The sequence below is a fragment of the Mesorhizobium sp. BAC0120 genome (genome assembly GCF_033542235.1).
In the GTDB taxonomy this organism is placed as follows: domain Bacteria; phylum Pseudomonadota; class Alphaproteobacteria; order Rhizobiales; family Rhizobiaceae; genus JAWRCU01.
Genome location: NZ_JAWRCU010000009.1, coordinates 82,185 through 99,985, shown reverse-complemented (window position 1 = coordinate 99,985; position 17,801 = coordinate 82,185). Strand labels below are relative to the sequence as shown.

General features: G+C 62.2%; 15 protein-coding genes. 5 read left to right on the top strand and 10 right to left on the bottom strand.

The window, feature by feature from the left end; translation table 11 throughout:
- Window positions 1-5: 5 nt before the first annotated feature.
- On the bottom strand, window positions 6-866 hold the full coding sequence (locus SAZ10_RS20275; RefSeq protein WP_318611175.1) for a TIGR01459 family HAD-type hydrolase: 861 nt from the start codon (window positions 864-866) through the stop codon (window positions 6-8).
- Window positions 867-1,061: 195 nt separating this feature from the next.
- Between SAZ10_RS20275 and SAZ10_RS20270 the strand changes: the two genes are divergently transcribed.
- Together SAZ10_RS20270 and SAZ10_RS20265 are read left to right on the top strand one after the other, a co-directional pair.
- Window positions 1,062-2,276 (top strand): EAL domain-containing protein, encoded by a 1,215-nt coding sequence (locus SAZ10_RS20270; protein WP_318611174.1) that lies wholly within the window; start codon window positions 1,062-1,064, stop codon window positions 2,274-2,276.
- 167 nt (window positions 2,277-2,443) lie between these two features.
- A complete protein-coding gene (locus SAZ10_RS20265; RefSeq protein WP_318611173.1) occupies window positions 2,444-4,285 on the top strand; it encodes a pilus assembly protein TadG-related protein in 1,842 nt (613 codons plus the stop codon).
- A gap of 174 nt (window positions 4,286-4,459) precedes the next feature.
- On the opposite strand, the gene SAZ10_RS20260 is transcribed toward SAZ10_RS20265, so the two are convergent.
- Window positions 4,460-5,446 (bottom strand): magnesium transporter CorA family protein, encoded by a 987-nt coding sequence (locus SAZ10_RS20260; protein WP_318611172.1) that lies wholly within the window; start codon window positions 5,444-5,446, stop codon window positions 4,460-4,462.
- Between the two features lie 371 nt (window positions 5,447-5,817).
- Between SAZ10_RS20260 and SAZ10_RS20255 the strand changes: the two genes are divergently transcribed.
- Window positions 5,818-7,764: a pilus assembly protein gene (locus SAZ10_RS20255; protein WP_318611171.1), complete on the top strand. Its 1,947-nt coding sequence runs from the start codon at window positions 5,818-5,820 to the stop codon at window positions 7,762-7,764.
- A gap of 15 nt (window positions 7,765-7,779) precedes the next feature.
- On the opposite strand, the gene SAZ10_RS20250 is transcribed toward SAZ10_RS20255, so the two are convergent.
- The 5 genes from SAZ10_RS20250 to SAZ10_RS20230 all read right to left on the bottom strand — a co-directional run bounded on the left by SAZ10_RS20250 (window position 7,780) and on the right by SAZ10_RS20230 (window position 13,067).
- Window positions 7,780-9,315, bottom strand: a complete 1,536-nt coding sequence (locus SAZ10_RS20250; protein ID WP_318611170.1) for a DHA2 family efflux MFS transporter permease subunit — start codon at window positions 9,313-9,315, stop codon at window positions 7,780-7,782.
- Window positions 9,316-9,416: 101 nt separating this feature from the next.
- Window positions 9,417-10,574, bottom strand: a complete 1,158-nt coding sequence (locus SAZ10_RS20245) for an HlyD family secretion protein (RefSeq protein ID WP_318611169.1) — start codon at window positions 10,572-10,574, stop codon at window positions 9,417-9,419.
- Window positions 10,571-11,047 (bottom strand): MarR family transcriptional regulator, encoded by a 477-nt coding sequence (locus tag SAZ10_RS20240; RefSeq protein WP_318611168.1) that lies wholly within the window; start codon window positions 11,045-11,047, stop codon window positions 10,571-10,573. Before SAZ10_RS20240 ends, SAZ10_RS20245 begins: the two co-directional genes overlap by 4 nt.
- A gap of 109 nt (window positions 11,048-11,156) precedes the next feature.
- Window positions 11,157-11,942 (bottom strand): phosphonoacetaldehyde hydrolase, encoded by a 786-nt coding sequence (gene phnX / locus SAZ10_RS20235; protein ID WP_318611167.1) that lies wholly within the window; start codon window positions 11,940-11,942, stop codon window positions 11,157-11,159.
- A gap of 3 nt (window positions 11,943-11,945) precedes the next feature.
- Entirely contained in the window at window positions 11,946-13,067 is a 1,122-nt protein-coding gene (locus SAZ10_RS20230) for a TIGR03364 family FAD-dependent oxidoreductase (protein WP_318611166.1), read from the bottom strand.
- 301 nt (window positions 13,068-13,368) lie between these two features.
- On the opposite strand from SAZ10_RS20230, the gene groES reads away from it, so the two are divergent.
- Both groES and groL read left to right on the top strand, forming a co-directional pair.
- On the top strand, window positions 13,369-13,665 hold the full coding sequence (groES, locus tag SAZ10_RS20225) for a co-chaperone GroES (RefSeq protein ID WP_318611165.1): 297 nt from the start codon (window positions 13,369-13,371) through the stop codon (window positions 13,663-13,665).
- Window positions 13,666-13,721: 56 nt separating this feature from the next.
- Window positions 13,722-15,362, top strand: coding sequence for a chaperonin GroEL (gene groL, locus SAZ10_RS20220; RefSeq protein ID WP_318611164.1), 1,641 nt, complete (start codon window positions 13,722-13,724; stop codon window positions 15,360-15,362).
- Window positions 15,363-15,691: 329 nt separating this feature from the next.
- Here the strand turns inward: groL and SAZ10_RS20215 are convergent, their stop codons facing one another.
- The 3 genes from SAZ10_RS20215 to SAZ10_RS20205 form a co-directional block, all read right to left on the bottom strand.
- Window positions 15,692-16,459 (bottom strand): SRPBCC domain-containing protein, encoded by a 768-nt coding sequence (locus tag SAZ10_RS20215; protein ID WP_318611163.1) that lies wholly within the window; start codon window positions 16,457-16,459, stop codon window positions 15,692-15,694.
- Window positions 16,456-16,779 carry a metalloregulator ArsR/SmtB family transcription factor gene (locus tag SAZ10_RS20210; RefSeq protein ID WP_318611162.1) on the bottom strand — a complete coding sequence of 108 codons (324 nt, stop codon included), beginning with the start codon at window positions 16,777-16,779 and terminating at the stop codon, window positions 16,456-16,458. The genes SAZ10_RS20215 and SAZ10_RS20210 overlap by 4 nt, the downstream gene beginning before the upstream one ends.
- Window positions 16,780-16,849: 70 nt before the next feature.
- Window positions 16,850-17,611 (bottom strand): SDR family NAD(P)-dependent oxidoreductase, encoded by a 762-nt coding sequence (locus tag SAZ10_RS20205; RefSeq protein WP_318611161.1) that lies wholly within the window; start codon window positions 17,609-17,611, stop codon window positions 16,850-16,852.
- Window positions 17,612-17,801 lie beyond the last annotated feature (190 nt).

Here is a 17,801-nt window from a genome sequence, read left to right as displayed (position 1 = left end):
CATTCCTACCGCAATGTCGGGATGATCGCGACGGGTTGTCGGCCATGCGCCTCGAGGAAGGCGGCGAGCAGCTTGGGATCCGGCTTTTCGACCCCGCCATACTCCTTCGCATGGATGCCGCCCGAGACATAGAGCACGTCGATACCGTTGTCGTCGGCGCCCTTCACGTCGGTCAGCATGCCATCGCCGATGGCGAGCGTGTCGTTCACGCCGACTTCGCGGCCAAGCGCCTTGCCCGCCATCTTCAGCGCAGCCTCGTAGATCGGCCGGTGCGGCTTTCCCGAAATCAGCGTACGACCGCCGAGCAGCGCGTAGTCGCGCGCCAGAGCGCCGGCACACCAGATCAGGCGCTCGCCCCGCTCGACGACAATGTCGGGATTGGCGCAGATGAAGGGCAAGTCGCGGGCGCGCAAGCGACGCAACGTCGCGGCATAGTCCTCCGGCGTTTCCACCTCATCCTCGAACAGCCCGGTGCAGACGACACCGCTTGCATCGAACTCCTCGACCAGCTCGACCTCCAGCCCGTCATAGATCGTTCGGTCCCGCTCGGGACCGAGGTGATAGACCCGGCGCGGGCCTTCTGCGATCAGGTCTCGGGTCACATCGCCGGAGGTGACGATCGCATCATATGCGGCATCGGGGACGCCGAGCAACTTCAGTTGCGCGATCACATCCGCACTCGGCCGCGGCGCGTTGGTGATCAGCACCACGGCAATCCCCTGCTCTCGCGCGAGCGCCAGTGCCGAACTGGCAGCCGGAAACGACCGTTCCCCGTTATGAACGACGCCCCAGACGTCGCACAGGATTGCCTGGTAACGCGGCGCAATGTCTTCCAACGCGCGGATGATCGGCGGCAGCTCGGCCATTCCCTGTCCTGCGATTTCCTGGTTGCAACGGCGGCCCGCGAGCGGACGCAAAGGAGCCCGGCCATTAACCGAAGCCGTTCACCCTGTCACCAGCTTTCGCTTAACTGCAACCGCCCTCTATGCGAAACAATATCGCGAAGGGGCGGCGCTTGTCTTGTTCGAAGCCGCGAATTCCGCCCACCAGGGGACTGCTCGATGCTTCGACTGGCTATCGCCGGCGTCGGCGCCGCTCTGCTATGCGCGGCGACATATCTCATTTCGCGATCGCCCGTTGGCGGCTATCTTCCCGACATGGAGCCAATCGTCACGCTACTCGCGCTTGTCATTGCGCTCGTCGCGGCGGCAGTGGCGCTGCGGGCCACCATGCATCTTTCAAGACTGAGAGCCGACGTCCACCTTCTTGCCCGCTCGATCGACATGGCGCTGCGGGATGTTTCCGAGCGGACCGACAAGGACGCGGCCACTCTCGGTGACATGGCCGACCGGGTGATGCAGGAGATGGACAAACTCTCCGAACGCGTCGGAACGCCCGACGCCGGCGACAGGAGACGCGTGGAAAATGCCGGCAACGTGGTGCCTCATCCATCCGTACGGGGCACCCGCGGCATGTCGCAGGAACCGGTTCCGCAGGCGTCGTCCGATCCAGGTGGGAACTCGGTCGCCGCCGCTTACAAAAAAGCGATCGACGCCGGCAAATTCGAAATAGCGCTGCAGCCGATCGTCTCGGTGTCGGGCGGCGCAGCGATAGGGTTCGATGTCTATGCGAGCTTGCCACTCGAAGGCGGGGAACGCATTGAGCTCGGCCGGCCCGCCAAGCAATCCCAGCAGGCAAGGGCGGCGGCGTTCGAGCGCATCCTGCTCACTGCAGCGCTGCAGGCGGGCCGCAAACGGCCTGGTGCTGTGAGCCTGCCGCTGCATGTCGCCATATCCGAGGCGCTGCTGTCCCACCGTGATGAACTGGGCGGCGCGATCGACCTGCTGCAGTCAGATCCGAACGTTGCACAATTGTGCGTGTTGTCGGTGCCAGCTCATCTCTCCGATCGGTCCAGCCGGCATCGGCAGGCACTCGATCTCCTGGCGGCGACGGGAGTCGGGTTCGCCGTCGAAGGCTGGAACGAAGCGGATGGGCCTGACCAGCCGAGCTATGGTGAAGCGGCGTATCTGAAGCTATCCGTCGACAGGTTGCTCGATCGCGAGCGCCAGCGCCGCAAGCTTACGCCTGCAATGATGATCGTCGAGCAGGCGAGTGCCGCCAAGCTGGCGATCATCGCCACCAAGGTCGCGACCGACGAGGACGCAGTGGCCCTCCTCGACCTCGGCATCGACCTGATGTCCGGGCCACGCTTCGGCGGGCCGAAGCTGCTGAAGCCTGAGGCCGGCAACCGTCCCGGCCGGCTCGCCCGGAGCTGATCCGGCTGAAGCAGAATGAGTGGCATGCAGGCAGTGATCCTGGGCCGAAGCGATAGTTAACCGGGCTTGAAGTGCATTAGAGTCTTTTAATCTTCCGAGAAAACGGGTGATTCACGGGTTTGTGCGAATTTGGCCGCTGCGAACCGGGTTTGCAGGGGGCCCAAGGCATGTTCCGCAGGTTTTTCCGCAACGACAGCGGCAATTTCTCGCTCATGACGGCAATCGCAATCGTGCCGATCATGGGCGCGCTTGCGCTTGCGGTCGACTACACGGAAATGTCCAAGCAGCGGCAGCAGACACTGAATGCGCTCGACGCGGCCGGTACCGCCACCGCGCACCGCATCATCGAAGGCGTCACCGACGACGAAGCCAAGGCCTATGCCAGGAAATTCTTCGAGGCCAATCTCAATTCGGTCGATCGGGCCAACGCCACGCTCTCTGTCCTGCTGCCGCAGAACAATACGGGCGGAGGCACGCTCAAGCTCTGCGCCTCGCTTGTCTACAAGCCGTTCTTCTTCCCGACATTCGCCAAGCTGATCGGCCGAGCCGGCCCTACCGACCAGGACTTTTCGGCATGTTCCGAGGTCCGGCTGAAGAACACGCTCGAAGTGGCGCTGGTCCTCGACAATTCGGGATCGATGAACGACAAGGGTACCGGCTCCGGCCAGAAGCGTATCGACCTTCTCAAGGATGCCTCCAAACAGCTTGTCGACACGATCGCCGGCCAGGCCGCGCTGATGAAGCAGATCAACAAGCCAGTGCAATTCGGCCTCGTGCCATTTTCGGCGTCGGTCAATGTCGGACCTAAGTACTACGATGACAAGGCTACTTGGCTGGACTTGAACGGTCTTTCACCGGTCCATCATGAGAATTTTAACTGGAAGAGCATGCCAAGCGGTTATGAAGTAACCTTGGTTAATGGAGTTTACCAAAAGACGGGAAAGAGCTGGAGTTCTTCTGAGAAGAATCAAACCGTAACTCGCTTTTCCATTTTTGAGTCCATGAAGTATTATACGAACAACTTGCAAACCACGAAGGATAAATACACGAAATGGTATGGATGCGTGGAGGCAAGGCCCTATCCGTACAACATCGACGATACGGCCCCGACTGCCTCTAATCCCGCGACCCTATTCGTACCAATGTTTGCACCGGATGAGACCAGCGGCGCCAATAACAACTGGTACCTATTCACATATAATGGAACAAAATATTATTGGGACGATGTACTCCCTACCGGCACCCCTTTAGCCAAGCAGCAGTACCCTGGAAAATATTTCGACATCGGGTCGGGTGGATTCGTCGCCCCCTACAGGACAACGCCAGCTGGAATGGACGAGGGCCCAAATTTGGGCTGCACCACGAGCCCAATCACGCCTCTGACGGACGTCAGCACTGTGGCGGGTAAAACCGCAATCAAGAACTCCATCGACGCAATGACACCTACCGGCAATACCAACGTCCCGGAAGGAATGGCCTGGGGATGGCGCGTCCTCTCGCATGGGCCACCCTTCAGCGAAGGCAGGCCAGAAACAGAGAAGGGCAACGACAAAGTCGTCATCGTAGTGACGGACGGCGCCAATACTTACTCTGCCGTCAATGACTCCTCTGGTGCCAATAATAGGTCCACCTACGCAGCCCTGGGCTATGCCGGCCTTAAAACCCTGGGCTACTCCACGTCGCGCATCTTTCAGGGCACATCGGTCAATACGGCCGATTATTCCAGCACGAACTACACCAAGGCGATGGACCAGCAGTTCGCGACGCTGTGCAACAATGCCAAGGCGGCCGGCATCATCGTCATGACCGTGTCGCTGGACCTCAGGACCAGCGTGACCTCGGAGAACAAAGCTATCAACGCGCTGAAGGCCTGCGCTTCGGATTCCCGCTTCCGCAAGGATTCGAGCGGCAACCCGGTCAAGCTCTATTGGAACACGACCGGAGGCAATCTCTCCGATACGTTCAAGGATATCGCCAGCGAGCTTTCGAACCTGCGCATCGTCGGCTGACCCGCAAACTGACGTCCGAGATAAGCAAAGGCCTGCTCTCTAGAGCATCGGACCGAAAAGTGTGAAGCGGTTTTCGGATAAATCCGATGCATAAACAAAGAGATAGAGCGGCGTGGCGATCCAACCTGAACGCACGCCGCTCTATCGGGCCTTTGTCATTTCATCTGCCGCCACTCAGAGCCAGCCGCGCCGCTTGAAATAGGCGAATGGCAGGATTGCCGAGAAGATCATGATCATGATTGCCAAGGGATAGCCGAAGTCCCAGTGCAGCTCCGGCATGCTGTTGAAGTTCATGCCGTAGATCGAGGCGACCAGCGTAGGCGGCAGGAAGGCGACCGAAGCCACTGTGAAGATCTTGATGATCTGGTTCTGCTCGAGATTGATGAGCCCGAGCGTTGCGTCGAGCAGGAAGTTCACCTTGCTCGACAGATAGGCAGCGTGGTCGGCAAGCGCCGTGGCGTCACGCTGCAGCGTCTTCACTTCCTGCCGGAACGCAGCCGTCGCCTTCTTGCCCTCGCCTCCGACCTGATGGAAGCTGGTCAGCCGGATGATGCTGAGCAGGCTTTCACGGGCCATCGTCAAGAGCTCGCCCTTGCGTCCGATGCTCTCGATCACCGACTGGAGATCCTGCGGCCTTTGCTTTTCGCCGGCGCGCGTGCGGAAAACCTCGTGCGAGATCACGTCGATCTCATCGCTGGCGTTCTCCAGCACGTGGGCCAGGCGGTCGATGAAGGCTTCGAGAAGACCGATCATCACAGCCTCGCCTCCGGCGAGGATGATGCCGCCAGGCTTGGCCGCGCGCATGGCGTAGAGCTTGAAAGGCTTAGGATCGGCATAGCGCACCGTGATGAGGATATTGTCCCTCAGCACGAAGGTTACCGGGGTCTTCACCGGCTCGTCCGTGTCGAGCCTGGTCATCGCCGTTATGGTCATGAACTCGGCGCCGGCTTCCTTGTAGAGGCGGGCCGACGGCTCGATGTCCTGCATCTCCTCACGCGTGGGAATGTCGATGCCCAGGCTTTCTCCGACGAAGCGCTCTTCTTCCGGAGTGGGCTTCAGGAGGTCATACCACGCCGCACCCTCGGGCCGTGCCGGAATGCCGGCGAGATCGCAGGCGGCAACCTCGAGATGATCGTTGCTTCGGACGAAAAGACGCAGCATCGCTTGCTCCTTCATGCGCTTTTCGCGCCGGAGCCGATGCGTCAACCCCCGGCGCAGAGCCTTATTCTGAAAGTCGAACTTCGACCGTCGGGGTTCATGGTTCCTGTCTCTGTCGATGGGGTTGGGCGGAATTTTTGCAGCCCGTCGCGTCCATGCGCCACCCTCTCGGGAAAGTCAAACGGTTCGCATCTGTTGCGCGCAGCGACCAAAAGTAGCGGGTCAAGGGCCGCTGGCAAGTCGCCCAGCAGATAGCGCTGGGTTACTCGATTGTGAACGAGCGGGGGAAAATTCGAAAAGTTTCCCTCACGGCTCGTTCAAAGCTTTCTGCAATTCTTCATTCTGGAAAATGCCGGCTTGGGGTCGCGAAAGCGATGCGCAAATTTTTGGCGGACCGTCGGGGCAACTATGCCCTGATGACGGCGGTCGCGATGGTGCCGTTGATGGGCGCCGTCGCCATGGCTGTCGACTATTCGGAGATGAACCGGCAGAAGCAGGCGGTCGCGAATGCGCTCGACGCGGCCGGAATTGCGACGGCCCGGCAAGTCGTGACGGGTGCGTCCGACGACGAGCTCAAGGCCTATGCCAAGAAGTTCTTCGAGGCGAACCTTTCGCATGTGAAGCCCGCGGACACCGCGCTTACCGTCACGCTGCCGACCAAGCAGAACGGCGGCGGCACGCTGAAACTGGCCGCCCGGCTCAACTACAAGCCCCTCTTCTTTCCAGCCTTTGCCACACTCATCGGCCAGACGGAAGGCGTGGCGGACGCTGACATCAATTTCACTACCAAGAGCGAAATCCGTTTGAAGAATACGCTCGAAGTCGCGCTGGTCCTCGACAATTCCGGGTCAATGGACAACTACTCCGCGGCCGGCCAGAAACGCATCGAGCTCCTCAAGGCGGCCGCCAAGCAGCTCGTCAGCACCTTGGCGGATCAAGCAAAGCTCATCAAGCAAGTGAACAAGCCGGTCCAGTTCTCGCTCGTTCCATTCGCGGCATCCGTGAATGTCGGCCCACAGAATGCCGGAGCGTCCTGGATCGATATCGATGGCCTTTCTCCCATTCACCACGAGAATTTCGATTGGACGACGCTCAGTGACCCGAACAAGCGCGCCGAGAAAATCGGCGGCATCTGGTACAAGAAGGGGAGCGGCTGGGGCGGTCAAGAGGGCGAGACCCTCACGCGGTTCGCGCTCTACCAGGACATGAAGGTCGTCACCAGCCATGAGCGCGTGGCCGGCAGCAAACGCACTGTTTGCGACGAGTACGACAAAAAGCATGTCTGCACGAGCAGGCACGACGAGTACGACTACATCGACACATACGGGCCATTCGCGAGCTGGCAGGGCTGCGTGGAAGCCCGGCCCTATCCCTACAATGTGAACGACGCCCCCGCTTCCGGCGGCTCCAACAACACCGGCATCGGCTTTGGCGATCCCGCCAGCATGTTCGTGCCGATGTTCGCGCCCGATGAACCCGGCAACCATTGGAAGGTGACGCAGGATCCCAAGGAAGCCAATCCGGTGAAGTATGGGGCTGCGAATAGCTGGTGGAACGACGACCCATCCAGCACGACCGGCCGGACGCGCGAGACGAACATGGCCAAGTATTTCATGCCGAGGCCGATCGACGCGCCGGTTCTGCCTGCGGGAGCCGGTCCGAACTACAGCTGCACAACGGAGCCCATCACGCCGCTCACCGACGTAACCACCCCCGAAGGGCTCACTGCCCTCACTGCCGCGATCGACCGCATGAAGCCGAACGGTAACACCAACGTTCCGGAAGGCCTCGCCTGGGGCTGGCGGACTGTTTCCCATGGCGAGCCTTTCACGGAGGGACGGCCGGACAATGAGAAGGGCAATGACAAGGTGGTCATCGTGCTGACCGACGGCGCGAACACCTATTCGGTCCCCTCCTCCGACCCTGCCGGCAACAAGTCCACTTATGCGGCCTATGGCTATTTGCAGCCCGGCTATAATGGAGGCAGCGTCGGTCGGCTCCTGCTCGGCACGAGTGCAGGACAATTCAACTATACGAACAGCAACTACACCGCCGCTCTGGACGACCATCTGGCGAAGGTGTGCGCCAACGCGAAGGCCGCCAATGTGCTGGTCATGACCGTCTCGCTCGACCTCTCGACCAGCAACTCAAGCGAGAACAAGGCCATCCAGGCGCTGACGAAATGCGCGTCCGACTCGCGCTTCCGAAAGGATGCGGCGGGCAAGCCCGCCAAGCTGTTCTGGAACGCGACTGGCAGCAATCTCGCCGAAAAGTTCAAGGAAATCGCCGACGAGCTGTCCAATCTCAGGATCGTCGGCTGAGACTTCGACCGCCGCTCAGTCGGCGTGAACGGCGGGAGCGCTGCCTGCCATCGGCATCGTCTTCGGCTTGCGCAGCATGAGGGCCAGCGGGATTGCCAGAAGCGTCACCAGCATCATCAGCCAGAAGTCGTTGACGTAGGAAATCATCATCGCCTGCTGGTTCACGAGCTGATCGAGCTGCGCGAGCGCGGTGAGGTTGCCCGAGGCCGCCGACGGCGACACCGCCCAGAGGTTCGGATTGAACGGGTTGATCGCCGCCCCGACTTCGGTGTGATTGATCTGTGCGCTTTGCGTCAGCACCACCGTGACGATCGAGATGCCGATACCCGAGCCGATGTTGCGTACCAGGCTGAACAGACTGGCCGCATCGGCGCGGAACCGCGGCTCCAGTGTTGCGAAAGCGATCGTCGACAGAGGCACGAAGACGAGACCGAGCCCAAGGCCCTGGATGACGCCGCTGGTGACGATCAGGTAATCATCCATCTGCGGCGAGAAGCCCGTCATGTCGTAGAGCGAGGATGCGGTGAGGAGCAGACCGGCAATGACCAAAATCCGCGCATCGACAATACGCACCAGCCTTCCGACCAGGAGCATCGAGATCATCGTTCCGACACCCCGCGGCGCCATCACGATGCCCGTCGTGACCGTCGGATGATTGAAGAGGTTCGAAAGCATGGGCGGCAGCAGCGCCAGGCCCGAGAACAGGATGATGCCGATTACGAAGATGAAGAGGAGCCCCGTCGCGAAATTGCGGTCGAGGAAGATCTTCGGGTCGATGAAGGTGTTCTTGCCCGTGAGCAGATGGACGATGAAGACCCAAAGGCCCGCGATCGCCAGGCCAAGCTCGATCCAGATCTCGGGTGATGCAAACCAGTCGATCTGCTCGCCGCGATCGAGCATCAGCTGCAACGCCCCGACTGCGATCGAGAGCATCAGGAAGCCGAAAAAGTCGAAGCCTCGCAGCCGCTTGGGAACACGTGGCAAATAAGCGGCAGCGATGAGGAAGGCCAGAATGCCGACCGGCAGGTTGACGAAAAAAGTGTAGCGCCAATTGAAGGTGTCGGTGAGCCAGCCGCCGAGCACCGGGCCGGCGATGGGGCCGACCATAATGCCGGCACCCCACATAGCCATGGCCTGGCCGTGCTTCTCCTTGGGATTGATGTCCAACAGCACGGTTTGCGAAAGCGGCACGAGGGCCGCGCCGAACATGCCCTGCAGGAGGCGGAATGCGACGGCGGAATTCAGATCCCAGGCCATTCCGCAAAGCATCGATGCGATGGTGAAGCCGATCACTGTAACGAGGAACAGCTCGCGACGGCCGATGCGGTCGGAAAGCCAGCCGGTCATCGGAGTCATGATCGCGGCAGCGACGATGTATGAGGTCAGCACCCAGGTGATCGTATCCTGGGATGCGCCAAGGTCGCCCGTCATGTTCGGCAGCGCGACGTTGGCGATCGTCGTGTCGAGCGCCTGCATGATGGTCGCCAGCATGAGCGAAAGCGTGATCAGCCCGCGATGTGGGACTTCCTTGAAGGGTTCGGCCTGACTCATTGCCTTGTTCCTGTGAGATAGAGCGGCGCAACGCCGCTCTATCCTTTTGTTCCGCTGCGCCTTTCGGTCTAATCCGCAAGAGGACTGCCCGGAGAGACCTGCTACTGCGCGGCGTGGGCCGTTCCGAACAGGCTCGCGAAGCCGCGGCTATGGCCCGTGTCGACGGAGACGTCCGCACTCATGCCGGTGCGCAAGGCAAAGGCCGCGTCGGGGTCCTGAACCTTCAGCCGCACGGGAATGCGTTGTGTGACCTTCACCCAGTTGCCCGTGGCGTTTTGCGCCGGCAGCAGCGAGAATTCAGCGCCGGTGCCGGCGCCGATGCTTTCCACCACGGCGCGGAAGGTATGGCCGGGATAGGTATCGACCACCACCTCCGCCTCCTGGCCCGGCTTCATCTTGGTGAGCTGCGTCTCCTTGAAGTTCGCTTCGAGCCAGGTCTCGCCCGTCTCGACCAGGCTGAAGAGCGGCGTGCCGGCCGTCACATATTGGCCTGCCTTGAAGGCGGTCGACTGCGAGATCACGCCGTCAGCCGGGGCGCGCACGGTCGTCTGGGAGAGGTTCCAGGCGGCGTTGTCGCGCGCCGCAAGCGCGGCGAGGACCGAAGGATGCTTGTCGGTCGGGATGTCCGGGTCGCCGCCGATCGCCGCGCGGGCGGCGGCGACGGCCTGCAGCGCGGCCGCATGCTCGTCCTCAGCCTTGGCGAGATTATGTGTCGCCTCGTCGAGCGCGGATTTCGTATTGACGCCCTTTGCGTCAAGCTCGGTCTGTCGCTTGAGCTGTGTCTTCAGGTAATCGACTTCGTTGGCGGCCATGCGCTCCTGCGCCACGGCCTGGCTGTAGGCGGCGCGCAGCTGCTCGACTCCCAGGCGGGCGGCTGCTAGCGAAGCATCCGCCTGCGCCAAGGCAATCTTGTAAGGCTCCGGATCGATGTTGAAGAGCACCTCGCCCCTCTTCACCGGCACGTTCTCGGCGATATTCACGTCGACGACGCGCCCGGACGTATCCGATGCGATCGTGACCTTGGACTGACGGACATTGGCGTTGTCGGTCTGCTGATAGCGGCCCCCGGTCACCCAGAAATAGCCGCCGCCGGCGGCCAGCAGCAGCGGGACAGACACCATCAGAACCAGGCGCAGCCAACGCCTGCGCTTGGGCCGCGGTGCGATTGGCCGTGGCTCGACCGCCTGAACCGCCGTCACCGGAAGAGGCGTCGGCGCTGCCTCGGCGGTCTCCTGTTCAACTTTGGCCACTGCGTTCATGATACAGCCCCTTTGACTTTCGTATGTTCGATGGACGGCATCTCGCCGACCGAAAGGTTTTCGACTATCCGCACCAACCCATGGACCAGAGCGCGGCGCTCCTCGCCGGAAAGCCCGGTCAGCGCCTCTTCGTAAACTTCCCCGGCAATGCCCTTCACGGCCGCGAAAGCCGCCCGGCTCTTGTCGGTCGGGAAGATCATACGGATGCGGCGGTCGTTCGCGTCCTGCCGCCGGGTGATCCACCCCCCCGCCTCCATGCGGTCGAGCAGGCGGGAAACGCTGATCGGCTCGATTTCGAGAAATTCCGCGAGCCGAGCTTGCGGCGCACCCTCGTCCTTGACCAGCCTGGCCAAGAGCCGCCACTGCGCAGACGACAAGCCATAATCTGCAGCACGCGCCTCGAAGCGCTTGCGCATCAGGCGCTGGGCGTCGTGGATTAGAAACCCGAGCCTATCGGTGCCTTCAGAAGTCATGAGCGAGATATATTATAAGCGTGCTCACTATTCAATTGCAGCCCGCGCATAGGTGCAATGCGCAATTGTCGCAGCCCGCAGAGATGTCTGGGCCTGAAAGCAGACCGTCTTAAGCTTGTTCGAGTCGCTCCAGGAGATCCGGCAGATCGGCGACCGTGTCGATGACATGGTCGGCGCCGGCGGTCTTCAGCCTCGCTGTCGCGCCCTTGCGCAACCGGGCAAGGTCAGCCGGTGAAAGCGCCGAGAGCTGTTCCGGCGTCTTGCCGACGGCATTTCCCGAAAGTGCGACACCGACAGTCAGACAACCGGCAGCGACGCCTTCGGCAATGCCGGGCTCCGTGTCGTCGACCTTGATGACAGCCGAGGCCGGCCAGACGTCGAGTTCGATGAAGCACTGGTACATATTCATCGGCGACGGCCGGCCGCGTCGCATGTCGTCCGCGCAGATCACGCAGTCCGGCCGATAACCTTGCGCCGCTGCCAGCGGCATCACCCGTTCCATGATCGAGCGCGTGTAGCCGGTGGTCGAGCCGATCTTCAGCCCTCTCGCGCGGAGCGCCAGCACGGTATCGAGCGCTCCAGGCACGAGCGTGGCATAGTCCGCTACGACCTCTTCATTCATGGGCACGAACACCTCATAGATTGCGTCGGCATCGCGGTCCGTCGGCTCTGCGCCATGCACTTTCGCCCATTCGGCGGCGATCCGCGGTTCGTCGAGCATCGCCCGTATATGGTGCCATTTCGGCAGGCCCATCGGGCCACGCGCCTCGGCGATCGTGACGTCCACTCCGAATTCCCTGAAGGTCCTGACGAAGACGCCCATCGGCGCGAATGAGCCGAAATCGATCATTGTGCCGGCCCAGTCAAAAACCACAGCCTTGAACCTAGCCCGCATTTCTCACAGTCCCAGACTGCCGACGACTTCCTCACCGAGCGCGAAGCCCGTCGAGGCACCCGTCCCGCCGGTCACCAAGACGATACGCACATGCTCCTCCGGCGCATCGGTGAAGACCACATCCGTTTTCGACGAAGCGTAGCTACCAGTCCAACGTTCGCTGACCGACCAGCCAGAAATATCGAGCACCTTCTCCATTTCGGCGAGAATCAGCATGTCGTAGCGGTCGGACGCGAAGGGCTTTGGTGCGTCGCCATAGATATGACTGTCGCCGACGACCAGCGAGCCGTCGCCGGAGCGCACGACGATGAGATGAACGCCGGCCGCCAGCGCCTCCGTTTCCTCCCGTGCGAGCCTTGCCTTCAAGGGTGCGGCCTCGGGCAGCTCGGCGAAGCCGTCATATCGGCCGAGGCTCAGATCCGACATTACCGCCGCGTGGAGCGGGGGCGGCGAGGACGCCGTGACCCTCAGCATCTGGAGCGTGCAGATCTCGAGTTGAGCCTTGCCCAGCCGCTCTGCATAAAGCGTCGAAAGGTCATGTCCGGGACAAACGATGCAGGTATCGGCGTTAATCTCGGCGCGGCTGGTGAGGATCCACGGCAAGGCGATCTCATGTACGGCAGTCGACCAGTAGAAGTCGACCTTCATCTCCGACTGAAGCCATTTAGCGAGCTTGCCGATCGCCGTATGCGACTCCACGCGCAGTTCGTGCGGGCTGTAAAGGATCTCCGCTCCCCTCGCACGCCGCAGAATTGGGGCTAGCTCGCCCGCTTCATTCGCCGAGAGAAGACGGCAGCCCTCGCCCATTTCGGTGCGCAGGAATGCGTCGGCTACGGCAACTGCCTCCGCGCGCCGCGCCAGGATTGTCGTCCCACTATGGACGATTTCGATGCCGGCCTTCGGCGCGATCTCTGCCCAGACGTCGCGGCTTCGCTTTGCTCGCTGCCAGTGGGTGCCTCTGCGCTGTCCGGACACGGTGATGAAACCGAAGTTGCGAATCGACGCGCCGACACAGCTCGCGTCGCGCTCGATGACTGCGACCCTCCTGCCCTTGCGGGCCGCGGCAAGCGCGGCGCCCATTCCGACGATGCCGGCGCCCACAACAGCGAGGTCGTAGTTCTTCATCGCGCCCTGCCGCCGGCCAAAGCCGTGTTCCTTTCAGAGCCGATCGGCCAACCCGAGCCGATCTCCGCAGGTCGCCAGTCGTCGCAATCCACTCTCGTCCAGGCCATCCCCACCCCGCGGTCAAGGCCAAGATTAACCTTGGGGGCGGCTATTGTGAGCAATGCGGTCCGCGTCGCCTTGACAGCGTGAAAGCTAGCGACTATTTGCGCGGCACGTTAGCACTCTCCCCCGATGAGTGCTAACAAGGTCCGGCTGTCCGGACGGAGGACATCTTCAATATCATCCCACCGAGGAAAGCAATATGGCAAAGACGAAGTTCCGCCCGCTTCATGACCGCGTGGTCGTCCGCCGGGTCGAATCCGAGGAAAAGACCAAAGGCGGCATCATCATCCCGGATACGGCCAAGGAGAAGCCGCAGGAAGGTGAGATCATCGCTGTCGGCTCGGGCGCTCGCGACGAGGCCGGCAAGCTCGTTCCGCTGGACGTCAAGACCGGCGACCGCGTGCTCTTCGGCAAGTGGTCGGGCACCGAGGTGAAGCTCAATGGCGAGGACCTTCTGATCATGAAGGAATCCGACATCATGGGCATCATCGGCTGATCGCCCTCACTTCACCATCCAATCTGATTTTCTGGTAACCCAGGAGCTGAAGCAACATGGCTGCTAAAGACGTAAGATTCTCCCGCGATGCTCGCGAGCGCATGCTCAACGGCGTCAACATCCTCGCCGACGCGGTGAAGGTCACCCTCGGCCCCAAGGGCCGCAACGTCGTCATCGACAAGTCGTTCGGCGCGCCGCGCATCACCAAGGACGGCGTCACCGTCGCCAAGGAAATCGAGCTTTCCGACAAGTTCGAGAACATGGGTGCGCAGATGGTCCGCGAGGTTGCCTCGAAGACCAATGACGTGGCCGGCGACGGCACCACGACCGCGACCGTGCTCGCTCAGTCGATCGTGCAGGAAGGCGCCAAGGCGGTTGCCGCCGGCATGAACCCGATGGACCTCAAGCGCGGCATCGATCTCGCCGTGGCAGACGTGGTCGCCGACCTCGTCAAGAAAGCGAAGAAGATCAAGACCTCGGAAGAGGTCGCGCAGGTCGGCACGATCTCGGCCAACGGCGAAGAGTCGATCGGCGGCATGATCGCCGAGGCGATGCAGAAGGTCGGCAACGAGGGCGTGATCACGGTCGAAGAGGCCAAGACCGCCGAGACCGAGCTCGAGGTCGTCGAAGGCATGCAGTTCGACCGCGGCTATCTGTCGCCGTACTTCATCACCAACCCCGACAAGATGATCGCGGAGCTCGAGGACGCCTACATCCTGCTCCACGAGAAGAAGCTCTCCAACCTGCAGTCGATGCTGCCGGTTCTCGAGGCCGTCGTTCAGTCCGGCAAGCCGCTGCTGATCGTCGCCGAGGACGTCGAGGGCGAGGCGCTTGCCACACTCGTCGTGAACAAGCTGCGCGGCGGCCTGAAGATCGCTGCCGTCAAGGCTCCGGGCTTCGGTGATCGCCGCAAGGCCATGCTCGAGGACATCGCGATCCTGACCGGCGGTCAGGTGATCTCGGAAGACCTCGGCATCAAGCTCGAGAACGTGACGCTCGCCATGCTCGGCCGCGCCAAGAAGGTGCGCATCGAGAAGGAGAACACCACGATCGTCGACGGCGCCGGCAAGAAGGCCGAGATCCAGGGCCGCGTCGCCCAGATCAAGCAGCAGATCGAGGAGACCACCTCGGACTACGATCGTGAGAAGCTGCAGGAGCGTCTTGCCAAGCTCGCTGGCGGCGTCGCGGTGATCCGCGTCGGCGGCGCGACCGAGGTCGAGGTCAAGGAGAAGAAGGACCGCGTCGATGACGCCCTCAACGCGACCCGCGCGGCCGTCGAGGAAGGCATTGTCGCCGGCGGCGGCGTCGCACTGCTGCGCGCCACCCAGGCGATCAAGGCCAAGGGCGTCAATGCGGACCAGGATGCGGGCATCGCCATCGTGAAGCGCGCCATCCAGGCCCCGGCTCGCCAGATCGCTGCTAATGCCGGCGCAGAGGCTTCGATCGTTGCGGGCAAGATCCTCGAGAACAAGGGCGCGACCTTCGGCTACAACGCCCAGACCGGCGAGTATGGCGACATGATCACCATGGGCATCGTCGACCCGGTCAAGGTCGTGCGCACCGCGCTCCAGGACGCTGCGTCGGTCGCCGGCCTGCTGGTGACCACCGAGGCCATGATCGCCGAGGCTCCGAAGAAGGAAGCGGCTCCGGCTATGCCGGGCGGCGGCATGGGCGGCATGGGTGGCATGGACTTCTAAGTCCAGCCTGTCCGAGACCATCACACGAAGGGCGGCAGCGATGCCGCCCTTTTCGTTGGGGCTGGTGGAGCTTTTTGTTTCAGAGGCAGGTTCAAAAGCCGACTGAGAGGACAGAAGCTGGCTAATTTTTTTGCTTCGCCTTGGAACCGGATCGCGGATGGGGCGTTGGTTCGCATCCAAGGCAATTCGCTGGAGAAATCCAACTGGAAAGCCATGGATAAGGCGCCCCCGGAGTTCGCAAGGATTCCGAGGGCGCACTTTTTTCGCCCAGGGGCACTTTTTTTTGGCCTAGGGTCAGGGGCCGACCAGAGGTCGCCCGGTGCAAGGCCCTACATCACAGCCGCGATCATCGGCAGTATCTCATAGCGTAGCCCGATGCCTGCTTTGATGGCCGGATCGGCTTCGCTGATCGCACGCATCTTGCCTTCGTCCGAGGCCTTGAAAATCCCGAGGCCCCAGATGCCGGCGGGGTCGGCAACCGGGCCGAACAGCACGGCGGTGCCGCCGCTGAGGAGGCCCTTCAGATACTCGCCATGCGCCTTCATCGCGGCCGCCTCCTTCTCCGTCAACGTTGTTGCGAAATCGGGGCGCGGCGGTTTCAGGCGGCAGAAAAAAACTTGCAGGGCAGCTTGAGGCTCGAGATAGGCGCGCAGCCACTCGAACACAAGCGGCCAGCCGGTCGCATGATTGGAGCAGGACGATGCCGTTTCGCCGAAGCCTTCGTGGCGAAGCGTCAGCTTGGTTCCGTTCGCGGTCGGCTCGAGCAGATAGGTGACGGTGGTGACACTTCCCTCGTCCCAGCCCGGCTTCCATGTCATCACCAATCTGCGCGGCGGATCGATCTCGAGATACTCGCCCTCGACGGCGAATGGCTCGCCATCGGAGCCCTTGCCTTCGGAGCGCCACTTACCGCCGGGCCGGACATCCGCGACATGGTTCGTCGTGCGATAGAGCTCGTCGGAACCCCACCAGCGCGGCAGCTCCGTCGGATCGGTGAGCGCGTGGAACACGCGCTCGGGGCTAGCTGCGATCGTCACCGTGGCAAGGATCAGTCCAGCCGAGACATCGGCTATGGCGCGGGGCTGGCCGTCGCTCATTTCTCGCTCTCCAGATAGGTTTTCAGATTCCCTAGGCTCACCTGCCAGAAGGCGCGGTAAGGGAGGATCCAGTCGGCAATCTCCCTCAGTTGCTCCGGTTCCAGACGATAGAGCCGCTCGCGGCCGGAACGCTCCTCTGAGACGACCCGCGCCTCGCGCAAAATTCGAAGATGCTTTGAGATCGCAGGCCGGCTTTGCGAGAATTCCGATGCGAGCTCGTTGACCGGCGCCGGCCCTCGCCGCAACCGATCCAGGATCGCTCTGCGAGTGGGATCGGCGATCGCCCGGAAGACGGAGCGCTCCTGTTCAGCAGCCTGCATAATGCGTATCCATTTGGTTACATATTATGCGCGCCCGGAGGCATAGTCAATGTCGGCTGCTTTTGCGGAGTCAGCGCTCCTGATCAGTCGGGCGGATGAGTATCTCGTTGACGCTCACGCGCGGCGGCTGCGTCACCGCATAAAGCACGGCGGCCGCGATATCCTCGGAGAGCATCCCCTCCATCGCCGTCTTGCGCTGCTCCAAGCCTGCTTTCATGGCAGGATTGGTGATGTGGTCGCCGAGCTCGGTGAGAACCAGGCCGGGCTCGATCACCGTCACGCGCACCTTGTCGGAATAGACCTCGCGCCGCACGGCTTCCGAAAACGCGACTACGCCGAACTTCGTCGCCGCATAGCCTGATGCGCCGGCATTTGCGACGCGGCCGGCGACGGAGGCGATATTGACGATATGACCCTGGCTTTTCCTGAGATGCGGCAGCGCTACCCGGGTGAGATCCATCAACGCTGTCAGGTTGAGCTCGACCATATGCCGGAGGTCCTCACGGCGGGCCTCGGCAAGCGGCGACAGCAACATGACGCCTGCATTGTTCACGAGGATATCCAGGCGGCCCCACTCGCTCACGGTCTTCTCGACGATGCGATCGATTTCGGCCGGCTCCGTGACATCGACAACAAGTTGCAGGACAGCGCCGCCGGCTTCTTCGAACTTCCCGGCGAGTGCTTCGAGGCGGTCGCGGCGGCGCGCCACAGCTGCCACGTTGGCGCCCGCGACTGCGAGCGCCGCGGCGGTCGCCTCTCCGATGCCGGACGATGCGCCTGTGACGAGCGCAACCTTGCCCGCAAGCGGGCGCGACGAAGTTGCAGCGTTCATAAGACCTCCTCCTGAGCTCAGGCCTAAGATAGGCGCCCACGGGCTGCAGGGAAGCCCGCTTGAGCCGTCCGGTCCGGGGATCCGATCTCTCCTCCAGGCAATGCCACCATAGCGAGAAAAATCCGGTCAGCCAGCATCCAGCAAGCCGGAACCAATGCGATCAGCCATCGTTCCGATCTTGAGGGATCGT

Excerpts from the sequence above, each read along its gene's own strand:
- groL (WP_318611164.1), top strand. The coding sequence starts at position 13,722 with ATGGCTGCTAAAGACGTAAGATTCTCCCGCGATGCTCGCGAGCGCATG.
- SAZ10_RS20250 (WP_318611170.1), bottom strand. The coding sequence starts at position 9,315 with ATGAGTCAGGCCGAACCCTTCAAGGAAGTCCCACATCGCGGGCTGATC.
- groES (WP_318611165.1), top strand. The coding sequence starts at position 13,369 with ATGGCAAAGACGAAGTTCCGCCCGCTTCATGACCGCGTGGTCGTCCGC.
- SAZ10_RS20230 (WP_318611166.1), bottom strand. The coding sequence starts at position 13,067 with ATGAAGAACTACGACCTCGCTGTTGTGGGCGCCGGCATCGTCGGAATG.
- SAZ10_RS20215 (WP_318611163.1), bottom strand. The coding sequence starts at position 16,459 with ATGAGCGACGGCCAGCCCCGCGCCATAGCCGATGTCTCGGCTGGACTG.
- SAZ10_RS20205 (WP_318611161.1), bottom strand. The coding sequence starts at position 17,611 with ATGAACGCTGCAACTTCGTCGCGCCCGCTTGCGGGCAAGGTTGCGCTC.
- SAZ10_RS20260 (WP_318611172.1), bottom strand. The coding sequence starts at position 5,446 with ATGCTGCGTCTTTTCGTCCGAAGCAACGATCATCTCGAGGTTGCCGCC.
- SAZ10_RS20245 (WP_318611169.1), bottom strand. The coding sequence starts at position 10,574 with ATGAACGCAGTGGCCAAAGTTGAACAGGAGACCGCCGAGGCAGCGCCG.
- phnX (WP_318611167.1), bottom strand. The coding sequence starts at position 11,942 with ATGCGGGCTAGGTTCAAGGCTGTGGTTTTTGACTGGGCCGGCACAATG.
- SAZ10_RS20275 (WP_318611175.1), bottom strand. The coding sequence starts at position 866 with ATGGCCGAGCTGCCGCCGATCATCCGCGCGTTGGAAGACATTGCGCCG.
- SAZ10_RS20210 (WP_318611162.1), bottom strand. The coding sequence starts at position 16,779 with ATGCAGGCTGCTGAACAGGAGCGCTCCGTCTTCCGGGCGATCGCCGAT.
- SAZ10_RS20270 (WP_318611174.1), top strand. The coding sequence starts at position 1,062 with ATGCTTCGACTGGCTATCGCCGGCGTCGGCGCCGCTCTGCTATGCGCG.
- SAZ10_RS20255 (WP_318611171.1), top strand. The coding sequence starts at position 5,818 with ATGCGCAAATTTTTGGCGGACCGTCGGGGCAACTATGCCCTGATGACG.
- SAZ10_RS20265 (WP_318611173.1), top strand. The coding sequence starts at position 2,444 with ATGTTCCGCAGGTTTTTCCGCAACGACAGCGGCAATTTCTCGCTCATG.
- SAZ10_RS20240 (WP_318611168.1), bottom strand. The coding sequence starts at position 11,047 with ATGACTTCTGAAGGCACCGATAGGCTCGGGTTTCTAATCCACGACGCC.